The organism is Arthrobacter sp. NPDC057388 (genome assembly GCF_042668165.1).
In the GTDB taxonomy this organism is placed as follows: Bacteria; Actinomycetota; Actinomycetes; order Actinomycetales; family Micrococcaceae; genus Arthrobacter.
Genome location: NZ_JBHVBL010000053.1, coordinates 1 through 21,657, shown reverse-complemented (window position 1 = coordinate 21,657; position 21,657 = coordinate 1). Strand labels below are relative to the sequence as shown.

19 protein-coding genes are annotated in these 21,657 nt (G+C 68.2%); 10 read left to right on the top strand and 9 right to left on the bottom strand.

Features of this window, described 5'->3' with window-relative positions:
* The first annotated feature begins 101 nt into the window (after positions 1 to 101).
* Positions 102 to 824 carry a hypothetical protein gene (locus ACFUTU_RS18875; RefSeq protein WP_377967056.1) on the top strand — a complete coding sequence of 241 codons (723 nt, stop codon included), beginning with the start codon at positions 102 to 104 and terminating at the stop codon, positions 822 to 824.
* 273 nt (positions 825 to 1,097) lie between these two features.
* Here the strand turns inward: ACFUTU_RS18875 and ACFUTU_RS18870 are convergent, their stop codons facing one another.
* Entirely contained in the window at positions 1,098 to 2,099 is a 1,002-nt protein-coding gene (locus tag ACFUTU_RS18870) for a DNA-3-methyladenine glycosylase family protein (protein WP_377967054.1), read from the bottom strand.
* Positions 2,100 to 2,251: 152 nt separating this feature from the next.
* Between ACFUTU_RS18870 and ACFUTU_RS18865 the strand changes: the two genes are divergently transcribed.
* Entirely contained in the window at positions 2,252 to 2,653 is a 402-nt protein-coding gene (locus ACFUTU_RS18865; RefSeq protein ID WP_377967052.1) for a VOC family protein, read from the top strand.
* A gap of 21 nt (positions 2,654 to 2,674) precedes the next feature.
* Here the strand turns inward: ACFUTU_RS18865 and ACFUTU_RS18860 are convergent, their stop codons facing one another.
* Positions 2,675 to 3,106 carry a VOC family protein gene (locus ACFUTU_RS18860; protein WP_377967050.1) on the bottom strand — a complete coding sequence of 144 codons (432 nt, stop codon included), beginning with the start codon at positions 3,104 to 3,106 and terminating at the stop codon, positions 2,675 to 2,677.
* Positions 3,107 to 3,236: 130 nt separating this feature from the next.
* Entirely contained in the window at positions 3,237 to 4,370 is a 1,134-nt protein-coding gene (locus ACFUTU_RS18855; RefSeq protein ID WP_377967070.1) for an SLC13 family permease, read from the bottom strand.
* Between the two features lie 119 nt (positions 4,371 to 4,489).
* On the opposite strand from ACFUTU_RS18855, the gene ACFUTU_RS18850 reads away from it, so the two are divergent.
* The 6 genes from ACFUTU_RS18850 (at position 4,490) to ACFUTU_RS18825 (ending at position 11,234) form a co-directional block, all read left to right on the top strand.
* Complete coding sequence (locus ACFUTU_RS18850; protein ID WP_377967048.1) at positions 4,490 to 5,875, top strand: cystathionine beta-synthase; 1,386 nt, start codon at positions 4,490 to 4,492, stop codon at positions 5,873 to 5,875.
* Positions 5,876 to 5,888: 13 nt separating this feature from the next.
* Positions 5,889 to 7,052 carry a cystathionine gamma-synthase gene (locus ACFUTU_RS18845; protein ID WP_377967046.1) on the top strand — a complete coding sequence of 388 codons (1,164 nt, stop codon included), beginning with the start codon at positions 5,889 to 5,891 and terminating at the stop codon, positions 7,050 to 7,052.
* Entirely contained in the window at positions 7,049 to 8,365 is a 1,317-nt protein-coding gene (locus ACFUTU_RS18840) for a glycosyltransferase 87 family protein (RefSeq protein ID WP_377967044.1), read from the top strand. Before ACFUTU_RS18845 ends, ACFUTU_RS18840 begins: the two co-directional genes overlap by 4 nt.
* Before the next feature lie 40 nt (positions 8,366 to 8,405).
* A complete protein-coding gene (locus ACFUTU_RS18835; RefSeq protein ID WP_377967042.1) occupies positions 8,406 to 8,951 on the top strand; it encodes a winged helix-turn-helix transcriptional regulator in 546 nt (181 codons plus the stop codon).
* Positions 8,948 to 10,387, top strand: a complete 1,440-nt coding sequence (locus tag ACFUTU_RS18830; protein ID WP_377967040.1) for an MFS transporter — start codon at positions 8,948 to 8,950, stop codon at positions 10,385 to 10,387. Before ACFUTU_RS18835 ends, ACFUTU_RS18830 begins: the two co-directional genes overlap by 4 nt.
* A 76-nt stretch (positions 10,388 to 10,463) precedes the next feature.
* Complete coding sequence (locus tag ACFUTU_RS18825) at positions 10,464 to 11,234, top strand: SDR family oxidoreductase (RefSeq protein ID WP_377967038.1); 771 nt, start codon at positions 10,464 to 10,466, stop codon at positions 11,232 to 11,234.
* 140 nt (positions 11,235 to 11,374) lie between these two features.
* Here ACFUTU_RS18825 and ACFUTU_RS18820 read toward each other — a convergent pair whose 3' ends face one another.
* From ACFUTU_RS18820 to ACFUTU_RS18795, 6 genes are all read right to left on the bottom strand, one after another.
* The gene (locus ACFUTU_RS18820; RefSeq protein WP_377967036.1) at positions 11,375 to 11,773 is read right to left on the bottom strand and encodes a nuclear transport factor 2 family protein; all 399 of its coding nucleotides are present in this window, start codon (positions 11,771 to 11,773) and stop codon (positions 11,375 to 11,377) included.
* Between the two features lie 64 nt (positions 11,774 to 11,837).
* The gene (locus tag ACFUTU_RS18815) at positions 11,838 to 13,499 is read right to left on the bottom strand and encodes a phospholipase D family protein (protein WP_377967034.1); all 1,662 of its coding nucleotides are present in this window, start codon (positions 13,497 to 13,499) and stop codon (positions 11,838 to 11,840) included.
* 48 nt (positions 13,500 to 13,547) lie between these two features.
* Entirely contained in the window at positions 13,548 to 14,768 is a 1,221-nt protein-coding gene (locus tag ACFUTU_RS18810) for an acyl-CoA dehydrogenase family protein (RefSeq protein ID WP_377967032.1), read from the bottom strand.
* A gap of 9 nt (positions 14,769 to 14,777) precedes the next feature.
* Positions 14,778 to 16,328 (bottom strand): APC family permease, encoded by a 1,551-nt coding sequence (locus ACFUTU_RS18805; RefSeq protein WP_377967030.1) that lies wholly within the window; start codon positions 16,326 to 16,328, stop codon positions 14,778 to 14,780.
* A 13-nt stretch (positions 16,329 to 16,341) separates the two neighbouring features.
* Positions 16,342 to 17,562, bottom strand: coding sequence for a glutathionylspermidine synthase family protein (locus ACFUTU_RS18800; RefSeq protein WP_377967028.1), 1,221 nt, complete (start codon positions 17,560 to 17,562; stop codon positions 16,342 to 16,344).
* 2 nt (positions 17,563 to 17,564) lie between these two features.
* Entirely contained in the window at positions 17,565 to 18,236 is a 672-nt protein-coding gene (locus ACFUTU_RS18795) for a Tat pathway signal protein (protein ID WP_377967026.1), read from the bottom strand.
* Positions 18,237 to 18,476: 240 nt separating this feature from the next.
* Between ACFUTU_RS18795 and ACFUTU_RS18790 the strand changes: the two genes are divergently transcribed.
* Positions 18,477 to 19,133 carry an MOSC domain-containing protein gene (locus ACFUTU_RS18790; RefSeq protein WP_377967024.1) on the top strand — a complete coding sequence of 219 codons (657 nt, stop codon included), beginning with the start codon at positions 18,477 to 18,479 and terminating at the stop codon, positions 19,131 to 19,133.
* Positions 19,134 to 19,520: 387 nt separating this feature from the next.
* Positions 19,521 to 21,554 carry a DEAD/DEAH box helicase gene (locus ACFUTU_RS18785; RefSeq protein WP_377967022.1) on the top strand — a complete coding sequence of 678 codons (2,034 nt, stop codon included), beginning with the start codon at positions 19,521 to 19,523 and terminating at the stop codon, positions 21,552 to 21,554.
* Positions 21,555 to 21,657: the final 103 nt, after the last annotated feature.

Genomic DNA, 21,657 nt, shown 5'->3' with positions numbered 1-21,657 from the left:
AATGACCCTCCATTGGGCTATATCTGACCCACGCTGCCGTCTGCGATGTTGGCCCTGTGGATAACGCCCAAAGCTCCCGCCGGGCAGCCAGAATGATGTCCATGGCCCGCCCGACTCCGCTTCCGGACACCCTGCAGCAGCTGCCCTTTACCGTGTACGAATCGCGGGCGCTCGGGGTGACGGAGAAGCGGCTGCGTGCCAAGGACCTGGCCGACGGCGGACGGCTTATTTATCTGCCACAGGGGCGGGTGATCGACCTGCGGGATCGGGCCAAGGTACTGGCAGCGGCAACGCCAGGGGCATGGGTGTCCCATCAGACCGCCGCTGAGCTCACGTCCTTGGGGCTTCCGCCGTGGATGGGTGGGGACCCTGTCCACTTGAGCAAGCCGCACGAGCTGCCGCGGGTACGACGATCCGGCGTGGTCGGCCATCGCGTCCATGTGATTCCGGGGGAAATCGGGGAGTTTGACGGAATTCCCATTTCTCTGCCGCCCCGGACCTGGCTGGACCTCGCTGCCGTGCTGCCCCTGAACTACGTCATTGCCATGGGGGACCAGCTGATCCGGATTCCGAGGCCTCAGTTCGAAGGCCGGACGGAGCCCTATGCCTACAAGGAGGGGCTGCGCCTGCTCATCAGGCAGCATCCCAACATGAAGGGTGTTGAGAAGGCAAGGCTGGCCCTGGACGAGATGAGGGTGGGTGCCGACTCCTATCCGGAAACTTTCCTGAGGCTCGCGATGCTGGATGCGCACCTGCCGGAGCCGGAGCTGCAGGTGCGGCTGGACCCCTCTAATCCCTGGTCGCCCACCGCCGACCTCGGGTAACGGCGTTTCCGGATAGCGCTGCAGTACGACGGCGAGCATCACCGTTCGCGCGAACAGCAGTCCCGCGATAACCGGCGCGACGAAGCGCTCATCAGCGCCGACTGGTCCTACTTCAAGGTCAACGCGGACGATATGGACGAGGGTTTCAACGGCGTGATCGGTCGGGTCAAGGGAGCGAAGCGCCGTGCCTCCTAGGACAACGCGGGGTCAGACATCGCCCGGTGAAGGCGGGAAACTGGGCCCTAAGTGACCCCGCGTTGCAGTTAATGAGGGTCAGTGGGCGCGGTGGTCCTGGATGGTCATCCGCGGGCCGAACGTGGGTTTCCGGAAGCCGCTCAGTCCGAGCATGCGGACCACCCGTTGCCGGTGCCCCGTCCAGGGTTCCAGCAAGGCCAGCATCCCGGCGTCGTCAGTGCGCCGGCCGGTCAACGCCGCGCCCACGTAGGCGGCGAGGTGGTAGTCGCCCACCGCGATGGAGTCCGGGCAGCCGTGCGTCCGCTGCACCACCTCGGCTGCGGTCCACACCCCGATCCCGGGGATGGTCTGCATCTTGGCGCCGGCCTCCGCTGCCGGGAGGGCCGCCAGACGTTCAAGTGCGACGGCGGAGCGCAGGGCGCGCATGACGGTCGCGGAGCGCTGCGGACCGACTCCCGCCCTGTGCCAATCCCAGGACGGAATCCGGAGCCAGCCCTCTGCAGTGGGCCGGACCAGCAGTCCGGGAGGTGCGACCGTCCCCGCGCCGGGGGCGGGTGTTCCGTGCCGGTACATGAGGTAACGGAACCCCCGCCGCGCCTCGATGACTGTGACCTTCTGCTCCAAAATGGTGGGCACCAGGGAATCAACCATCCGCCCGGTGGACGGCAGGCGGACGTCGGGGTTCCGGCGCCGGGCCTCACGGACCATGCGGGGGAGTGTCGCGGCGAAGGCGGGCTCGTCGAACGCGGACCAGTCGTCACCGGCGCCGAGCATCCGCGGAAGTCCTGCGAGGGCAGCCTCGGAACCGGGGCCCCAGGCCTGGGCGTCGACGCAGGGGCCGCCGCCGCTGTCCGCCACAACCCCGGAGTCACCTGCGGCGGCGAGCCGCAGTGTCACCGGGCCATCCGGCGTCGTGAAGGCCATCCACAGCCCGTCCGGCCGCGCGGAGAAGGAGGGGTCGCCGTTGCCGCGCATCAGGATCCCCAGGGTGCGGCGCAGGTCATACGGGCCGCCCGGATACCACCGGAGGGACGCGTCCGCGGCGGCTGCCAGCCGGGCGGGGGCGTCAGCAATGGTCATGCATTCATCGTCCCACGCCGGACCGACAAAGCCGCCGCCGGCCCCGCCGGGAGGGTTTCACCAGGCCCTTAACCGGGGCCGGTGCCGGGACTACAATCCCCAGTGTGGCGCGGGTGGGCCGCGTCGCTTCCTTCGAGTTGTAGGTGATCGCAATGGGTGGAGTGGTGCATTTTGAAATCCCCGCGGACGACCAGGACCGGGCGAGAAACTTCTACAACCAGGCGCTCGGCTGGCGGATCGACCCCATGCCGGAGATGGACTACAACGTGGTGATCACCACCCCGATGGACGAAAACGGCAGGCCCACGGAGCCGGGCGCCATCAACGGCGGCATGATGGCCAGGGAGGGCGAGCTGACGACGCCGGTCATCACCGTGGACGTGGAGGACATTGAGGCGACCCTGCGCACCGTCGAGCAGCTGGGCGGTTCGGTGGTGAAGCCGAAGGAAACCATTCCGGGCATGGGCCACTACGCCTACTTCAAGGACAGCGAGGGGAACATCCTGGGGCTCTGGGAGAACCTGCCCGCCGATGCCGGCGGCGCCACCGGCTGAGCCAGGGGCCGCTGCCAACGGCTACTCCTCACCGAAGCGGCTGCGGGCCTTCGCCGGGATCAGCGGTTTCTGGGCGCGGACTCTGAGCTCCTGCACCGCCCAAGTGTTGCCGTCCGGGTCGCTGAACCCGAAGAAGGTGCCGCCGTCCCGCTCGTCGAAAACGGTGATCTCGCTCGCCTCCACGCCGCGGCTGAGCAGGTCGTCGCGCGCCGCCCGGGCGTCCGCCACCACGAGCTGCAGGCCGCGCATTGAGCCCGGGGCCATCTCGTTCTGTGAAGGCAGGTCGCCGATCACAATGGAACACCCCGAACCGGGAGGCGTCAGCTGCACCACGTGCATGTGCTCGTTCCGCGTGTCGTGGTCCAGATTGAAGCCGACCTTGTCACGGTAAAACTCCACCGCCCTATCGATGTCGCTCACGGGCAGCACAACAACTTCGAGGGTCCAGTCCAAGGCACAATTCCTTTCAACGGAGCTCAGGCACGCACCCGGCGGAGGGTGCCGATGCCAGCTTGCCCTGCCGCACCGGCCTTGGCCAGTACCTCGGCAGGAGCGTGGCAACGGCACGGACGGCAAGAAGCGGTTACGGCATCCCGTTTCCTGCCCAGAGCGCCAGGACGGCCAGGGGAAGGGCGAGGACAACGGCCACAAGCCCGGCCACAGCGTAGCCGCCCCAACGCACGCGCAGGTTGAGGCTCTGCAGCCGCTCGTGCCAGAGGAGCGTGGCGAGTGAGGCCCACGGCGTAATGAGCGGGCCCAGGTTGACTCCTATCAGGAGCGCGCCCAGTCTCAGCGGCGATCCGGCCGCAGGTTCAAGGGCAAGGTAGGCGGGGAGGTTATTGGCGATGTTGGCGGCGCCGGCGCCCAGAACAGCGAGGCGCAGCAGGTCCGGGAACGTCTCGCCTGTCCCGGCGGCAGGTGATAACACGCTGGCGAGGCCCTGCGAGTGCAGGGTCTCCACCACCATGAACAGCCCGACCGTCAGCATCAGCGGGCGCCATGGCAGCATCGACCAGCGCAGGGCGGACGGCCGCCGGAGAAGGAACATGGCCACCAGAAACCCGGCCGCGAGGGCAGCCGGAACCGCCACGGGAATCCCCGAAACCAGCGCAGGCAGCAGCACGAGCAAGGTGCCGGCCGACGCCCGGAGCAGCGTCCGGTCGCCGGCTGCATGGACCGGCTGCGGCCCGTAGCGGCCCCGCAGGTCCCGGCGGAAGGCCAGCCAAAGCAGCAGCGACGGCACAACCATGCCGACGGTGGCCGGAGCCCACATCAGTTTGGCGAATCCCACTGGGCTCAGGGACATGCTCGACTGCGCCAGCAGGTTCGTGAGGTTGGAGACCGGAAGGAACAGCGACGCCGTGTTGGCCAGCCATACCGTGCTCAGGGCGAAGGGCAGAGGTGGGATCTTGGCGTGGACGGCGAGCAGCACCACCATGGGAGTCACCAGGACCGCGGTGGTGTCGAGCGACAGGAAGGCCGTGGAAACGACGGACAGGGCAAGCACAAAGACCCACAACAGAAGGACACTGCCGCGGCCCAGCACCGCAATGCGGTCCGTCACCACATGGAACAATCCCGCATCATCAACCAGTTCGGTGACAACGGTCATCGTCACCACGAAGGCGAGGATGGGGACTGTGCGCTCCGCCAATTCTCCGAACGCGGGCCATGGCAGAAGGCCAGCGGCGAGGCAGCCGGCCCCTGCAAGCAGCATGAGGCCCGGCAGCAGATAGCTCCGTACATTCTTCGGTATTCCCACGCGCGCCACTGCCCAATCTTCGCACCGAACGCCCCGGGGACAACCAGCCGGCCCAAGGCGGTAAGTTGGTACCCATGAAGTACGCCCAGTCTGTCCTGGACCTCATCGGCAACACCCCCCTCATCAAGCTGAACCACGTCACAGATGACATCAAAGCCACCGTCCTCGTGAAACTGGAATACGTGAACCCCGGCGGATCCATTAAGGACCGCATCGCGGCGAGGATGGTTGAGGAAGCCGAACGCGACGGCAAGCTCAAGCCCGGCGGCACCATCATCGAACCCACCTCGGGGAACACCGGCGTGGGCCTGGCCCTGGTGGCGCAGCAGAAGGGCTACAAGTGCATCTTCGTGGTCCCGGACAAGGTGGGCGAGGACAAGCGCGCAGTCCTGGAGGCGTACGGCGCCGAAGTGGTGGTGACCCCCACCGCCGTCGAACCCGACAGCCCGCAAAGCTACTACGGCGTGTCCGACCGCCTGGTCACCGAGATTCCCGGCGCCTACAAGCCGGACCAGTTCTCCAACCCCGCGGCGCCGCTGAGCCACTACGAGACCACCGGCCCGGAGATCTGGCGGGACACCGACGGCAAGGTGACCCACTGCGTCATCGGCGCCGGCACCGGCGGCACCATCACTGGAACCGGCCGCTACCTCAAGGAGGTTTCGGCGGACCGTCCGGAGTCCGACGGCGGCCGGGTCAGGATCATCGGGGCCGATCCCGAAGGCTCGGTCTACTCGGGCGGCGCCGGGCGTCCGTACTTCGTCGAAGGCGTCGGCGAGGACATGTGGCCTGGCAACTACGACAAGTCAGTCCCGGACCAGGTCCTCGCCGTCAGCGACGCCGACTCCTTCGCCATGACCCGGCGGCTTGCCCGCGAAGAGGGCCTGCTGGTGGGCGGCTCCTCCGGCATGGCCGTGGTGGCCGCCCTGCGCACCGCCAGGGACCTCCCCGAGGACGCGGTGGTGGTGGTGATCCTGCCCGACTCCGGCCGCGGTTACCTCGCCAAGATCTTCAACGACCAGTGGATGCGCTCCTACGGCTTCCTCTCCGGGGGCGAGGAGGCCTCGGTGGGCGAGGTCCTCAAGTCCAAGACGGGCGAACTGCCGGATCTGGTGCACATCCACCCGAACGAAACCGTCCGTGACGTCATCAACATCATGAACGAGTACGGTGTCAGCCACATCCCGGTCCTGTCGGCGGAGCCGCCCGTGGTGATGGGCGAAGTCCTCGGTGCCGTGGATGAACGGTCCCTCACTGCCAAGCTGTTCCGCGGTGAGGCCAGGCTGACGGACAAGATCGCCGAGCACATGGGGGAGCGGCTGCCGGTGATCGGCTCGCTCGAAACCATCTCCGCCGCCCGCCAACTGCTCTCCGACGTCGACACCGTGATGGTGACGTTCGTGGGCGCGCCCATCGGCATCCTGACCCGCCACGACCTCCTCGCCTACCTCAGCAACTGATCCAAGGAGCCCCATGTCTGTCACTGAGAACCAGGGATTCAACACCCGCGCCGTGCACGCCGGCCAGGCCTTCGAGCCGCGCACCGGCGCCGTCGTTCCGCCCCTGCACTTCAGCTCCACCTACGCCCAGGACGGCATCGGCGGGCTGCGGGACGGCTACGAATACGGCCGCGGCGGCAACCCCACCCGCGACGCCCTGCAGGAACAGCTCGCGGCGCTCGAAGGCGGCACGCATGCCTTCTCCTTCAGCTCGGGACTCGCCGCCGAGGACTCGCTCATCCGCGCCCTCATGCGCCCGGGTGACCACATCGTGCTCGGCAACGACGCCTACGGCGGAACCTACCGGCTGATCAGCCGCGTGCTGGGCGAGTGGGGGATCGGCAACACCCCGGTGGACATGGCTGACCTCGCCGCCGTCCAGGCTGCGGTCGCCGCCAACAAGACGCGCTTCGTCTGGGTGGAAACTCCGTCCAACCCGCTGATGAAGATCACCGACATCGAGGCGCTCGCCAAGGTGGCGCACGACGCCGGGGCCCTCCTGATCGTGGACAACACGTTCGCGTCGCCCTACCTGCAGACCCCGCTCGCCCTGGGTGCCGACGTCGTGGTCCACTCCACCACCAAGTACATCGGCGGCCACTCCGACGTGGTGGGCGGCGCGGTCGTGGTTAAGGACGCCGGCCTGGCCGAGAAGATCGGCTTCGTGCAGTTCGCCGTGGGCGCCGTCTCCGGCCCGATGGACGCCTTCCTCACCACAAGGGGCCTGAAGACCCTGGGTGTCCGGATGGACCGGCACAGCGACAACGCCCAGGCGGTGGCCGAATGGCTTTTGGAGCGTCCCGAGGTGGAAGCGGTTCTGTATCCGGGCCTGCCCTCGCACCCCGGGCACGAGCTGGCCAAAAAGCAGATGAAGAAGTTCGGCGGCATGATCTCGGTGCAGTTCAAGGGTGGCGAGGCTGCTGCGCGCAAGGTGGCCGAATCGACGTCGGTCTTCACCCTGGCGGAATCGCTGGGCGGCATCGAATCGCTGATGAACTACCCGTCCGAGATGACCCACGCTTCGGTCAAAGGCACCGAACTGGCTGTTCCCGTGAACCTGATCCGGCTCTCCTGCGGCATCGAGGACGTCGAGGACCTCATCGCCGACCTGGAGCAGGCCTTCACGCACATCCAGTGACGGCCTCCGCACAGACACGGGAAGGCGCCCGGCAGGAAACCGGCAGGCCGGGCCAGGCGCGCCGGGCTCTGCTCGGCTGGCTGGCGACGGCGGGCGGCGCCGCCGTGCTCATCCTCGCCCTGGCCCTGCTGTATGCGCAGTACCCCCCGGACATGAACGACTTCGAGGTCTACTACTACGGCGGCACCAAGGTGCTGCAGACCGGCGAGACCGGGATCAATGAGCTCTACGCGCCCAGGGACGGCCTGCCCTTCACGTATCCGCCGTTCGCCGCGCTGCTGTTCGCGGGCCTGGCCACCATGACCCTCGGGCAAAGCGGGCAGCTGTTCATCTGGGCTGCGCTGGGCGGGGCCGCCGTGGTGTCCGCATGGCTCGCCCGGCACTTCTTCGGGATGACCCGCTGGCGCGACGCCTTTGCCGACTGGCGGTTCCGCACCGTGGCCCTGGCCGGGACCGGGGCCATCGTGCTGCTGGGGCCATGGCGGGACACCTTCGTGTTCGGGCAGATCAACATCATCCTGATGGGCCTGATCCTGGCCGATTTCGCGCTCCACGGAAAATCCCGGGCGGGGGAGATCCGCTGGCCTGCCGGCCTGCTGATCGGCGTCGCTGCCGGCATCAAGCTGACCCCGCTCGCGTTCGGCCTCTATTTCCTGGTCCGGCGTGATTTCAAGGCCCTCGGCTGGATGGCGGCCGGATTCCTCGGCTCCGTCGCCGTCGCCTGGGCCGCACTGCCGCACGCGTCCGCGATGTTCTGGACCAGGATCCTGCCCAATACGGGACGCATCGGCGACCCGGGCTACGTGGACAACCTGTCCCTGAAGGGGCTGCTGCTCCACCTTGGACTGCCGGACTCCGGGTTCACGAGCCTGCTCTGGCTGGTGCTTGCGCTGGCCCTGGCCGGCCTCACCGCGCTGGTGATCCGCTGGGCGCTGGCAGTGGAGGAGAACTTCGTGGCGGTGTCCGCCACCGCGGTGCTGATGCTCCTGGTCAGTCCGGTGTCCTGGTCCCACCACTGGGTGTGGACCGCGGTCGCGCTGCCGTCCATGGCCTTCGCCATGCACCGGGTCCCTTCCCGGACCGGCCTGATGCGGCTGGGCGGCTGGGCGGTGGTGGCGGCGTCCGCCGTGGCCTTCTACCTCGCGCCCAAAGACCTCGCCATGGCTGCCGGTGCCGAGGTGTGGGGCGTGAATCCCCAGACGCAGTGGCCGCTGGTGGTCTCCAGCCTGGGCGTGGTCTGCGGCGTGGCGCTCCTGGTCTACTGGGCCGCCGCTTACAGGCCGTCGCGGACGGGAATCCGGCCGCAGCGCTGAAGGTCTGGCTTTCTTCAAGAAAGTCAGCTACGGTCGGAGCATGGCTCTCCGTTCCGACTGGTCCCAGCGCAACTGCAGCATGGCGCGCGGCCTCGATATTTTCGGCGACCCCTGGGGCATGCTGGTCCTGCGCGAGGTCTTCTTCGGCAACGGCCGCTTCGACGCGATGAAGACGCGCCTCCAGGTGGCCGACTCGGTCCTCACGCGGCGCCTTTCCGCCCTCGTCGAATCCGGGCTGCTGGCCAAGCAGCCCTATGACGACGGCGGACGCACCCGCCACGAGTACGTCCTCACCGCCAAAGGCGAGGATGCGCTGCCGGTGCTCAACGCCGTCGTGATCTGGTCCGAGAAGCATCTCCAGGCGCCATCCGGGCAGGCACACATGTACGTCGTGCACGCCACCTGCGGGCAGCGCACCGGGTCCGCGGACACCTGCACTGGCTGCGGCGAACGGCTCACCGCGCAGAACACCAGCTGGCACAGCCTGACCCGCAGCGAGGAGCCGCTCCCGCTGGCCACGGCCCCGCACACGAAGAAACCGACCAGCCGCGGTACAGGCGGCAAAGAAAAAGGAACGGCCGCATGAGCACCTCCGAGGAGCCCCGAGTTTTTGTACAGATATCGCGCCCTGACGGGGCCGCAGAGGACGATATCTGGACAAAAACTCCAGAGGACGCGGGCAGCCGGGAGCCAGGAAAGGAGCCGAGGAAGAAGCGCCGGCTGCACCCGGCCTGGACCGTGGCGGCAGTCGCGTTCCTGGCGCTGGTGGGAGCGGCCGGCTTCCGCGCCGCGCCCGGCGTGCTCATGGTGCCGCTGCAGCAGGAGTTCGGCTGGTCCACGACGGTCCTGTCGGCCGCGGTAAGCATCAACCTGGTGCTGTTCGGGCTCACGGCACCCTTCGCCGCCGCCCTCATGGAGCGGTTCGGCATCCGGGCCGTCACCGCCGTCGCCCTCGCGCTGATCGGTGCCGGCAGCGCCCTGACTGTGCTGGTGAACCAGTCCTGGCAGATCCTCCTCACTTGGGGCCTGCTGATCGGCCTGGGCACCGGTTCCATGGCACTGGTGTTCGCGGCGACCATCGCCAACACCTGGTTCACCAAGAGCCGGGGATTGGTGATCGGCATCCTGACCGCCGGCAGCGCGGCCGGGCAGCTGGTCTTCCTGCCGTTCATCGCGATGCTCGCCCAGGACCCCGGCTGGCGCCAGGCCTCGCTGCTCATCGCCGCCGGTGCCCTGGCCGTGGTTCCGCTGGTGCTGAAGTTCCTGAAAAACTCACCGTCCGACGTCGGGGTGTTGCCTTACGGCGCCGGGGAACCGTCCGCTGCGGGCGCCGCCCCCGAAACGGCCGCGGGAGCCGTGTCAGCCGCAGAACCCCGCCGCAACGCCGCCGTCCGGGCGCTGCAGGTGCTGCGGAGCGCCAGCCGGAACCGCACGTTCTGGGCGCTCGCCGCCGGATTCGCCATCTGCGGCGCCACAACAAACGGGCTGATCGGCACCCACTTCATCCCGTCCGCCCACGACCACGGCATGCCCGAAACCACCGCCGCCGGCCTGCTCGCCGTCGTCGGGATCTTCGACATCGTGGGCACCATCGCCTCCGGCTGGCTGACCGACAGGTTCAACCCGAGGATCCTGCTGGCGGTGTATTACCAGTTCCGCGGGATCGGGCTCCTGGTGCTCCCGCTCCTGCTGGGCTCCTCGGTCCAGCCCAGCATGATCGTGTTCGTCGTGATCTACGGCCTCGACTGGGTGGCCACGGTACCGCCCACCGCCGCCATCTGCCGCCAGGTGTTCGGTGCCGACGGCAGCGTGGTGTTCGGCTGGGTGTTCGCGGCGCACCAGCTCGGTGCGGCAGCGGCCGCCCTGGCTGCCGGGGCCATCCGGGACGCCACCGGCCACTACACGTACGCCTGGCTGGGAGCCGCCGCCATGTGCACCATCGCCGCGGTGATCAGCGCGACCATCCGCAAGGACGCCGGACGGCGGCAGCCCGCTGCTGTGGCGGCCGCTTCAGTAGACTAGCCGCGTCAGTAGGGGCGGGCGCCCCGGGCGAGGCTCCTGCATGCGTAACTGCCGGACGACAACTGGGGGACACGACATGGGACAGACCGACGGCAACACCGCGGCCAAAACCGCGCTCGTGACCGGCGTCGGGCGACTGGCCGGAATCGGGGCGGGGATCGCCCGGCAGCTGGCCGCCGACGGCTGGGACCTGGTGCTGACCTACTGGCAGGACTACGACGCCCGCATGCCATGGGGAGTCCAGCCGGACGACGTCGGCCGGCTCACCGCCGAGCTGCAGGCCGCCGGCTCCAGGGTGGTGGCCCTGCCCGCCGACTTTCAGGATCCGGGCAGCGTGGACCGGCTCATGGCGGACGTGGCCACGCAGGCCGGAACCCTGCGCGGGCTAGTGCTTAGCCACGCCGAATCTGTCGACTCGGGCATCCTGGACACCACCCTCGAAAGCTTCGAGCGGCACTTCGCCGTCAACACCCGCGCCAGCTGGCAGCTTGTCCGCGCCTTCGCGCAGCAGGCAGCGGACGACGGCGGCGCGATCGTCGCGCTGACCAGCGACCACACAGCGTTCAACCTGCCGTACGGTGCGTCCAAGGGTGCGCTGGACCGGATCGTGATCGCCGCGGCCCGGGAGCTGGGACCGCTGGGCATCAGCGCCAATGTGCTCAATCCCGGGCCCGTGGACACCGGCTGGATGGATGACCGGCTCCGCGAAGGGCTGTCCCGGCAGCAGCCCGGCGGCCGGCTTGGCACCCCCGCGGACGTTGCGGGAACCGTGGCTTTCCTGCTGTCACCGGCTGGCCGATGGGTGTCCGGGCAGCTCATTAAGGCCGACGGCGGGTTCTCGGCCTGACACCTTCCGGTCGTGAAGGGCAGTGCGGCCGCCTGTCATCCTGAGGCCTCCATTGGGACCCCGAAATGGCTACTGATTATTAGCACGTCGCGGGAAGCCTTATTAGCACGCCGCGGGAAGCCGGTCAGCTGGCATGGTGCCTACGGGTTCACGGTGTCACCATGCCGGTGGGCGACCCTCCACTCGCCGTCCTCACGCCGGTAAACCTGAGTAGCCCGCAGGACATAGCTGCGCGGCTGACCATCCACAGTGGCCGAAGTGTGTTCCAGGCCGGCTGTGTAGGCCATGTCCCCCACGACGTCGTATGCGAGCAGTTCGAAGCGGTACGAGGTGCAATTGGCGAACTGCTTCGCAAGGCCTGCGAACAGATCATCCAGTTCCTGCTGCCCGAAGGCGTTGCGCCATGCGCCCAGAACGCTCACGGGTTCATTGCGGGACCAGATCGCCCGCCGCGGCCCGGCATCGCCGTTGTGGATGGCCAGCTCCGCTTCATACAGCGCCGACCTCACCCAGGCCAGAAAATCGTCCGAGTCAGACATGTGCCAAGTATGCTCCCGGCTGCCCGGCCCCGCGAGGGCCCGGGAACAGCGCCAGCCTGATTGCCTAGAACGGGGTGCCGCGCATCCGGCGGGGACGGCCGTCCGGGTCCACTACCAGGCGGTTTGCAGCCTCCGCCCAGAGCCGGTGAAGGCGCGGCACGGGTTCTGTGGTGTGGTGGCGCACATGGCCCTTGGGGCGGGGCGAGCGGCGGCCGGTCTGGTGCCACTGGTCCAGGGCATCAGCGGCGGCGTTCCAGAGCCTTAGCCCAGCTGTCGGGTCGTGGAGCTGAGGGTCAGTCTGGTCCAGGCCCAGGTGTTCGGCCCAGAGCTGGAGCCGCAGCCCGTGGGGCAGCGGCCGGGAAGCCACGGGATCCGTCTCCGCACCGTCCGGTTCCCCGCGGTTGGTGCTGGTGTCGATTACCGCGCACGTGAGCTCGCTGTCGCTGGTCCAGGACCGGCGGTTGAAGTTGTCCGATCCGCAGGTCAGCCACACATCGTCGATGATGCAGATCTTGGCATGAACATAGATGGGAGTTCCGGCCCTGTTTTCCAGGTCAAACACCCCGACTCTGCCGGGCGCGGCCCGGCGCATCCTGCTGATGGCACGCATCTGCCCGAGCCGCTTGGGAGGGCCTCCGAGAATACCGTCGGAGTCCGGGTAACGGGGAACGACGGCGATCACGTTCAGCTCGGGGTTGTGTTCGAGGGCCGCTGCGATTCCGGCTGCGACCTCTTCCGACCACAGGTACTGGTCCTCGATGTAGATCAGCGAACGGGCCTGGCCGAAGGCCTTCGTGTAGGCCCGGGCAACGCTTCGCTCACCGATGGGTGCGAAAGGGAACGGCGGATGCTTCATGCCGTAGGTGCGCAGCAGCTGCACGGCATGCGGTCCGGCAGGTGGCGGCGGGGGCGCCGTGTCCGGCAGCGGTTCGGGGTGCCGGGGCATATCGGCCAGGCGCTGCAGCAGCATCCGGTACGGGGTGCGACGGTCCAGGGGATGGGGGTCATTCCACCGTTCGGCGAACAATTCCAGCACATCCACGACAACGGGGCCATGCAGTTCGAGTGCGGCATCGTGCCACGGGGGCCGTTTCCCGTACCGGGAATCCATGGCCAGCGCCTGAGGGTCGCCTCCGTGGTCGGCGTCGTCCCGGCGGCTGTGGCAAAGGTCGATCCCGCCCACGAACGCGACGTCCCGCGAGGGGTCGTCCCGCCGCCGGATGACCACCAGTTTCTGGTGATGGCAGCCGAAGAGGCGAACACGCTGATCCAGCAGCACCTCTCCGCCGGCGTCGTTGACCTTGCGGCTGAGGAGCTCGTTGGACCGCCAACTCATCGGGGCTGACACGCGCTCGCCGTGGGACCGCCAAATCAGGCCGCGCACCTCCACTCCCGTCCGGGCCAGCCGCGCCAGCAACTCACCGATCGCCGGTCCATCCGCCGTCAGCCGCTCGTCGGAATCGCCGCGCCAGTCGGTGAACCAGACCCGGTCGCCCGGATTCAGAGCCGACAGCTCCTCGTGCAGCCGGGCGAAGTAGGCGGCCCCGTCAATCAGGGGCCGCACGAGGTTGCCCTCCGACCAGGAGGACGATCCGGCGCCGCCCGCATGCACCTCGGTGGCTGCGTTGCCCCGCTCGTCGCCACTTAGGAACCAGGCACCAGCACTGCTGTCCACCGGATGTTCCCCGGTCCTTCCCACGGCCAGGAAATCGTCAGTGTCAGCCATGTGCCCAGTATGCTCCCGGCCATGCGGCCGCCGCGAGGGGCAAACCGCTTACCGGAACGCCGGGAGCCCCGTGATGCGCTGGCCGAGGATCAGGGTGTGCACCTCGTCCGTCCCTTCGTAGGTACGCACCGACTCGAGGTTGGCAGCGTGCCGCAGGGGAGGGTAGTCCAGCGTGATGCCGTTGCCGCCCAGGATGGTCCGTGCTTCCCGCGCCACTTTGATGGCCTCGCGGACGTTGTTCAGCTTGGCGAGCGAGATCTGTTCGGGCCGGATGTGGCCGGAGTCCTTGAGCCGGCCCAGGTGCAGGGCGAGCATGGTGCCCTTCTGGACCTCGAGCAGCATGTTCACGAGCTTCTCCTGCGTCAGCTGGTGGCCGGCCAGCGGCTTGCCGAACTGCTGGCGGTCCAGCGAATACCGCAGTGCCGCCTCGTAGGAGTCGCGGGCCGCGCCCATGGCGCCCCAGGCGATGCCGTAGCGGGCCTCGTTGAGGCAGCTGAACGGGCCGCCCAGCCCCAGCGCGCCCGGCAGCAGTGCCTCGGGACCCAGCCGGACGCCGTCGAACGTCACATCGCACTGGATGGACGCACGCATGGAAAGTTTCCGGCCGATTGGCGTGGCGGTAACGCCCGCCGTGCCGGCGGGCACGAGGAAGCCGCGGACGCCGTCGTCGGTCCTGGCCCAGACCACCAGGACGTCGGCGACGGAGGCGAGTCCGATCCAGCGCTTGGCGCCGTCCAGGATCCAGCCGGCATCCTCGCCCGTCCCGTCCTGCCGTGCGACGGTGGTCATGGACGACGGGTCCGAACCCGCCGCCGGCTCCGTCAGCGCGAAGCAGCCGATCACCTCGCCGGCAGCCATCCGGGGGAGCCACTCCTGTTTCTGGTCCTCCGAGCCCCACTTGTGGATGGCGGTCATGGCCAGCGAACCCTGGACGGAGACGAAGGTGCGGATGCCGGAGTCGCCGGCCTCCAGTTCCATTGCGGCCAGGCCGTACTCGACGGCGGAGCGGCCGGGGCAGCCGTAGCCCTCCAGGTGCATGCCCAGAACGCCGAGCTCGCCGAGCTGCGCGGGCAGGTGCATCGGGAAGACGCCGTGGTCGTACCAGTCGGCGATGTCGGGCCGGATCTGCTGGTCGGTGAAGTCCCGGACCCGCTGCCGGAGGGCCAGCTCATCGGGGGTCAGCAGGGAATCGAGGGCCAGGACGTCCGACGGGTCCGGGAGGCCGTATTCGGCCGGGGCTTCCGCAGGATCAAAGGCGTCATTGCTCATGCCAGCATCCTACGTGCCGGCATCATGCGTGCCCCGGTTACCGTCCTGCCGGCACCCGTTCCCGCCCTCGAAGTATCCGCGGGTTGAGGGCAGGACCCGGCAGACCGCTGCCAGCAGCACGCCGAGGGCCAGCAGCAGCACGCCGCTGACAAAGGCCCCACCGACGCCAAGGATCTCCGTGTTCCCGTACCCCGGGTCCCACATCTGTGCCGCCGAAACGAAGAACGCTGCCGTGAGCAGCAGCGCACCGAGCAGCGGGAGGATGCCGCGGAACCACAGGTTGCGGGCCGATTCGCGCAGTGTGTCCCGGAAGAACCAGGCGCAGGCAAAGCCGGTGAGGGCGTAGTAGAACGCGATGAACAGGCTGATGGAGCTGATGGAATCGGAGAGCAGGTTCTCGCTGAGGAAGCTCATGGCCACGTAGTACGCCACCGCCGCGGCACCCATTACCTGGGTGGAGAAGCCGGGGGTCTGGTTGCGCTCGTGGACCTCGCCGAACTTCGGCGGCAGGGCCCCGTGCACGCCCATGGACAGGGTGCCGCGGGCCGTGGGCAGGATGGTGGTCTGGGTGGAGGACAGCACCGATGCCAGCACAGCCACCACAATCAGCCAGCCCCACGGACCCAGCACCACGTCCTTCATCGCCAGGAACACATCGTCCTGGTTGTCGGCGTTGGCCAGCCCGATTCCCTCCGTTCCCACCGAGGCGTACATCATCACCAGCAGCGCCACCGAGACATAGATGGCCACCAGCACAAACGCCGAGATGACCGCGCCGCGGCCCGGTGTGGTGGCCGGGTTCTCGGTTTCCTCGTTCACTGCCAGGCAGGTGTCCCAGCCCCAGTAGATGAACAGGGCCAGCAGGATGCCGTGGACCACCGCGCCGGGATCGGCGAACGCCCCGGCGGGGTTGAACCACTCGACGTCGAACGGCTGGCCGGCCGGTGCCTCGCCGGTCAGGCCCGCGATCCTGAGGATGACCGCCACGGCGAAGATGCCCAGCGAGACGTACTGGATGTACGTCAGGGTCCGCTGGACGTGCTCGCCGAGCCGGATCCCGCGGTAGTTCACGAGGGTCATGAAGGCGATGAACACGACGCCGGTGGCCGTCACCACCGCCGTGTTCCCCGCCAGGGATCCGTCGCCGATGAGGAGCCAGAGGTACTGGCCCGCCACCTGCGCCAGGTTGGCCAGGACAACGACGCCGGCCAGGGCCACGCCCCAGCCGCCCAGCCAGCCCGCCCAGGGCCCGAACGCCCGGCGCGCCCAGATAAAGGTGGTGCCGCAGTCCGGCATGGCGCTGTTGAGCTCGCGGAAGGCGTAGGCGATGAACAGCACGGGAACGAAGGCAAGGACCAGGATTAGCGGGGTGTAGTTCCCGTTGACGGCCACGATCAGGCCCAGCGTCGCGGCCAGCGAGTACACCGGGGCGGTGGAGGCCAGTCCCAGCATCACGGAGTCGCCAAGGTCCAGGATCCCGGCGCGGAGTCCCTTGCCGGGTACGGCACCGCCTGGACGGCCCCCGGCGCCGCCGGCCGCCGTCGTCGTTCTGCTTTTCATTCGGAACCTGTTTTCATAGCGCAATACCTGCCTTGTTTGCGTTGGCCTGGGCCGCCTGCACGCTCAGGGGCGCCGGCGCGTCAATGGTGTTCGGGACGAAGCGGCAGAAATAGTCGGTGACCGGCCCGTCGGACTCGCGGATGCCGCAGCCCACGGATTCACCGTCCACCACCCAGAGTCCGAGGACGGGGTGGTTGCCGTCGAAGTCGGGAAGGGCGTGGTACTGCTGGTAGCACCAGCCCTCACGGCCGTAACCGCCGGGCTTCTCGAGGCGGATGCCCTCCGCGTGGATCCGGATGTTGTCGCCCTCGCGGCCGTGCAGCGGCTTGGCCACCCACTCCCGCAGCGGGCCGGGATCACCGAGGTAGGCGGGAAGAAGGTTCGGGTGGTCCGGGTAGAGGTGCCACAGCGCGGCCAGGAGTGCCTTGTTGGACAGCAGCATCTTCCACGCCGGCTCCACCCAGCGCGGATTGTGGGCGCGCTGCAGCAAGCGGTGGCCGAACGGCTCCTTCATCATCAGCTCCCACGGGTAGAGCTTGAAGATGGTGCTGATCATGAAGTTGTCCAGGTCCACAAAGCGGTTCAGGTTCGGATCCCAGCCGATGTCCGACATGTTGATGCCGATGGTGGTCCACCCCGCCTGGCCGGCGACGTCCCGCATGTAGGCCGCCGTCATCCAGTCCTCACCCGACTCCTCGGCCTCGGAGTGCGCCACGTGCAGGGTGCTCATCCCGGTGCAGTACTGCAGTTTCTTCCACTGCCGGATCAGCGCCTCATGGATGCCGTTCCACTGGTCCTTCTCCGGGAACACGTCCTGCAGCCAGAACCACTGCGCCACGGCCGCCTCGATGAGGCCGGTGGGGGTGTCCGCGTTGTACTCGAGCATCTTGGGGGCGCCGCCCCGGCCGTCATAGATGAAGTCGAAGCGGCCGTAGATGTCCTGGTCGCCGGCCTGCAGTGACTCTGCCGCCAGTTCGAGGGCCTGCGGACCGATGCCGATGGGTCCCATGGCGCCTGTGGCCAGGAACTTCGCGGCCTCGAGGCACATCCGGTGCATGTCCTCTGCCGTGACCTCCAGCGCCTCCACCTCGTCCATGGTGAATTCGTAGTAGGCGGCCTCGTTCCAGTACTCGATCGTCTTGCCGCCGGGCAGCGCGGTGGTGGAGAACACCAGGCCCTGTTCCTCGATTTTCTGCTTCCAGTCCGGCCTGGGCTCCGAGAGTAGCCGCTTCACGCCTAGCCTCCCGTGCTTCCGCCCTTGGAGCTGCTGCCGAAGCCGCCCCTGCTGACAGTGCCGCCCTTGCTGCTGTAGCCGGTGGACGTCTTGGCGCCCTGCGGCACCGTCCGGGTGAAGTTCGGGTACGCCGTCCTGTTTTGTCCGATGCCGGGAACGCTGGCACCCCGCGCGTAAAAGTACCAGGCGTAGAGGCCGCCGCCGCGCCCGGCCGAGCTGTTGCACTGGGTGTCCTCGACGCGCTCGCCGGTTTCCTCGTTGAAGCAGACCTGGGCGTAGTCGGGATCCTGCTCGTTGCTTGCCACGATGGCCGTGATGGTGCCGGCCAGGAGGGCCGTAACGCCGAGGCCCACCACCACCGTGCGGCGCTGCGACCGCTTTTTCCGCGCCGCCGCATCGCGCTCGCGGTCACGGGCGAAGGGGTCGAAGACGGGGCTGGGCTGGGGGAACCGTGGCTGCTGCCCGGGTTCGGGGCCCTGCGTTCCGGGGATTCCCTGCCCCGGCGTGCCCGGGGTCAGCAGCTCGGGGCGGAGTTCGGGCTTGGGCACCTGCCAGGGCGGCGGCTTGGCGGGGCCGCCGGGCAGGCCTTCCCCGCCGGGCCGGTCCTTGCTCCCGGGCTGGTCCTTGTTCCGGCCCCCGTCAGCGTCCTTGCTCGGGTCCTTTTCCGGGTCCATGGTTCCCCCTGCTGCTCCATGCTGTTTTGGCGGTGCTGTTGGCTGTCTGGCGGTGCTGTTGGTGGCCGGAACGCGTGGCCGCGGCCTGCCGAACCGGCCGTCTGTCCAGCCGGAAATACTGCAGCAAGCCTAGTGGCTGGAGGGTGCCGCGGTGAATAAGCGCGCTGCGGCGGACGGTCGCTGGAGATGCTCGCCGAAAGCACCAAACCCGCTGGTCAGGCCGGGAACTAGACTTGTCCCATGCACACCGCCACCGTTCTTGCCGTTTGCCGGGTCCACCAGCTCCTGCCGGATGAGGGAAGCGTGGGCGTCACCGCCATCGACAAGCGACCGGTGGACGGGCCGGTGAAGGTGCACAAGCTCGGCTTGCACGGCGACATCCAGGCCAGCCGGATCCACCACGGGGGAGAGGACCAGGCCCTCTACGCATACTCCGAGGCCGACGCTGACTACTGGGTCGGAGAACTGCAGCGTGAGCTGCCGCCGGGAATTTTCGGGGAAAACCTCCGCGTGGCAGGAATCGAAACCACCGGTGCCGTCATCGGTGAGCGCTGGCGGATCGGGCTGAATGTTGAAGTCGAGGTGACCTCGCCGCGCGTTCCGTGTGCGACCTTCCAGCGCCGGATGGACGAGCCCCGGTGGGTCAAGCGCTTCACGGAAGCGGGCAGGGTGGGCGCCTACCTGCGCGTCATCAAGACCGGATCCGTGCAGGCCGGGGACCACATCCACCGGCTGTACGTGCCCAGGCACGGCGTGACCATCGGCCAGTGGTTCAGCGAGCCCGACGTTGATGCCATCGAGGCCCTGCGGGACGCCGAGGCCGACGGCGAAATCCGGCTGCAGCCCGAATACCACGAGCGGTTCGAGAAGATGCTCCGCCGGGCGGGCGGCCAGTAAGCCCGGCCGAGTGTGCGCAATCTCACCGCCCCGGCCGTGCCCCCGGTTCGTCCGCACGCGGCCCCATGCCCTACACTTGAAGCATCCCCCACTCCGGAAATCCCTTATTCCTGCCCAATTTTTGAGGCAGGACTGGCAAGTGTTGGGGCCCGCGCACTGTGATGCGGGCAGTTTCATAGGGAGAGCCGGCTGAAGAAAACGCTGTACAGACTGCTGGGATAGCAGCCAAGAGATGCAGTGCGAAGTCCTGCCATGGGATTGCGAAAGCGCCGGACTTCGACGTGACCGGCCGGTCAATGGATGCCCGGCGCCCACGGCACATGTACTGCGGCTCCGCTCACCTCGGGTTGTGCCGCCTGGCCCCCTATGGATGAGGAAAGTTTCCCTATGCCCGAAAATCACGACGACGCCACCACCGAAGCCACGGAAGTCACCGAAGCTCCTGTCACCGAAGCCGCGGAGACCCCCGCTGCCGCTGAGCCGGAAGAAGAAGGCGTCCGCTTCGCCGACCTTGGCCTCGACGGCCGCGTCCTGGCCGCACTCCAGGACGTCGGCTACGAAAAGCCCTCGCCGATCCAGGCAGCCACCATTCCGCTGCTGCTGGAAGGCCGCGACGTCGTCGGCCTGGCCCAGACCGGTACCGGTAAGACTGCAGCATTCGCAGTACCGGCACTGTCCAAGCTGGCCGAGCTCCATGACCTGAACGGCCCGTCCCGCAAGACGCAGGCCCTGGTTCTCGCCCCGACCCGTGAGCTGGCGCTCCAGGTTGCCGAGGCTTTCACCTCCTACGCCAAGCACATCGACGACTTCACGGTCCTGCCCGTCTACGGCGGCTCCGCCTACGGCCCGCAGCTGGCCGGCCTGCGCCGCGGCGCCCAGGTTGTTGTCGGTACCCCCGGCCGCGTGATCGACCACATCGCCAAGGGTTCGCTGGACCTCTCCGAGCTGCAGTACCTGGTGCTGGACGAGGCTGACGAGATGCTCCGCATGGGCTTCGCCGAGGATGTTGAGCAGATCTTCCAGCAGACGCCGGAGGACCGCCAGGTGGCGCTCTTCTCGGCCACCATGCCGGGCCAGATCCGCCGCATGTCCAAGCAGTACCTCAACGACCCCGCCGAAATTTCGGTGAAGTCCAAGACGTCCACGGGCACGAACATCCGCCAGCGCTACCTGCAGGTCATGGGCCCGCACAAGCTCGATGCCATGACCCGCATCCTCGAGGTTGAAGAGTTCGACGGCGTCATCGCCTTCGTGCGCACCAAGATGGCCACCGAGGACCTCGCCGACAAGCTGAAGTCCCGCGGCTTCCAGGCTGCCGCCATCAACGGCGACATCCCGCAGCAGCAGCGTGAGCGGACCGTCGACGCCCTGCGTGAAGGCCGGATCGACATCCTGGTGGCCACCGACGTCGCCGCCCGCGGCCTCGACGTCGAGCGCATCAGCCACGTGGTCAACTACGACATCCCGCATGACACGGAGTCGTACGTCCACCGCATCGGCCGCACCGGCCGTGCCGGCCGCAGCGGCGACGCCATCCTGTTCATGACCCCGCGCGAGAAGTACCTGCTGCGCGCCATCGAAAAGGCCACGCGCCAGTCCGTGGAGCAGATGCACCTGCCGACGGCTGAGACGGTCAACTCGCTCCGCCTGGGCAAGTTCGCCGAGCGCATCACGGAGACCCTCGAGTCCGAGGACGTTGCAGTCTTCCGTGACCTGATCGCTTCCTACGAGGAGGAGCACAAGGTGCCGGCAGCAGAAATCGCTGCGGCACTGGCCGTCATGGCCCAGGGCGGACAGCCGCTGCTGGTCAAGGAACTGCCCGCTGCCCCCGACTTCCAGAAGCGCGAACGCGGCAAGGACGGCTTCGGCTCCCGCGGCCCGTCCCGCCCGTTGACCGAAGGGAACGCCACCTACCGGATCGCGGTCGGACGCCGCCAGCGCGTCATGCCGGGTTCCATCGTCGGCGCCATCGCCAACGAAGGCGGCATCTCGTCGTCGCAGATCGGCGGCATCGACATCCGCTCGGACCACTCGCTGGTTGAGCTGCCGGCTGACCTGAGCCAGGAGCAGCTGCGCGCCCTGTCCCGCACGCGGATCGGCGGTGAGCTGATCCACCTCGAGCTGGACACGGGACGCCGTCCCGGTGGTGACCGTGGCGACCGCGGCGGCTACCAGGGCGGCCGTGGCGGCAACTTCAAGGGCAGCGGCGGCTTCAAGAAGGAATTCCGCAAGAACGACGGCGAGCGGTCCTCCGCTGACCGCGGCGGCCGTGCCTACAGCGACCGCGCCGAGCGCAACATCTCGGGCGACCGCGGGCAGTCAAGCGACTCCCGCTTCGGCGGGCACGGCAACGGCGCACGCAAGCCGCGCCACGGCAGCGAAGGCGGCCACCGCGACTTCAACCGCAAGGGCAAGTGGTAACCGCCGCATTCCGACGAATGACGGCGCGGTGAGTTCCGCATCCAAATAGAAACAGGCCGGCTGACCAGCCGGCCTGTTTCTATTTAAGCCCGCCCTCCCCGGA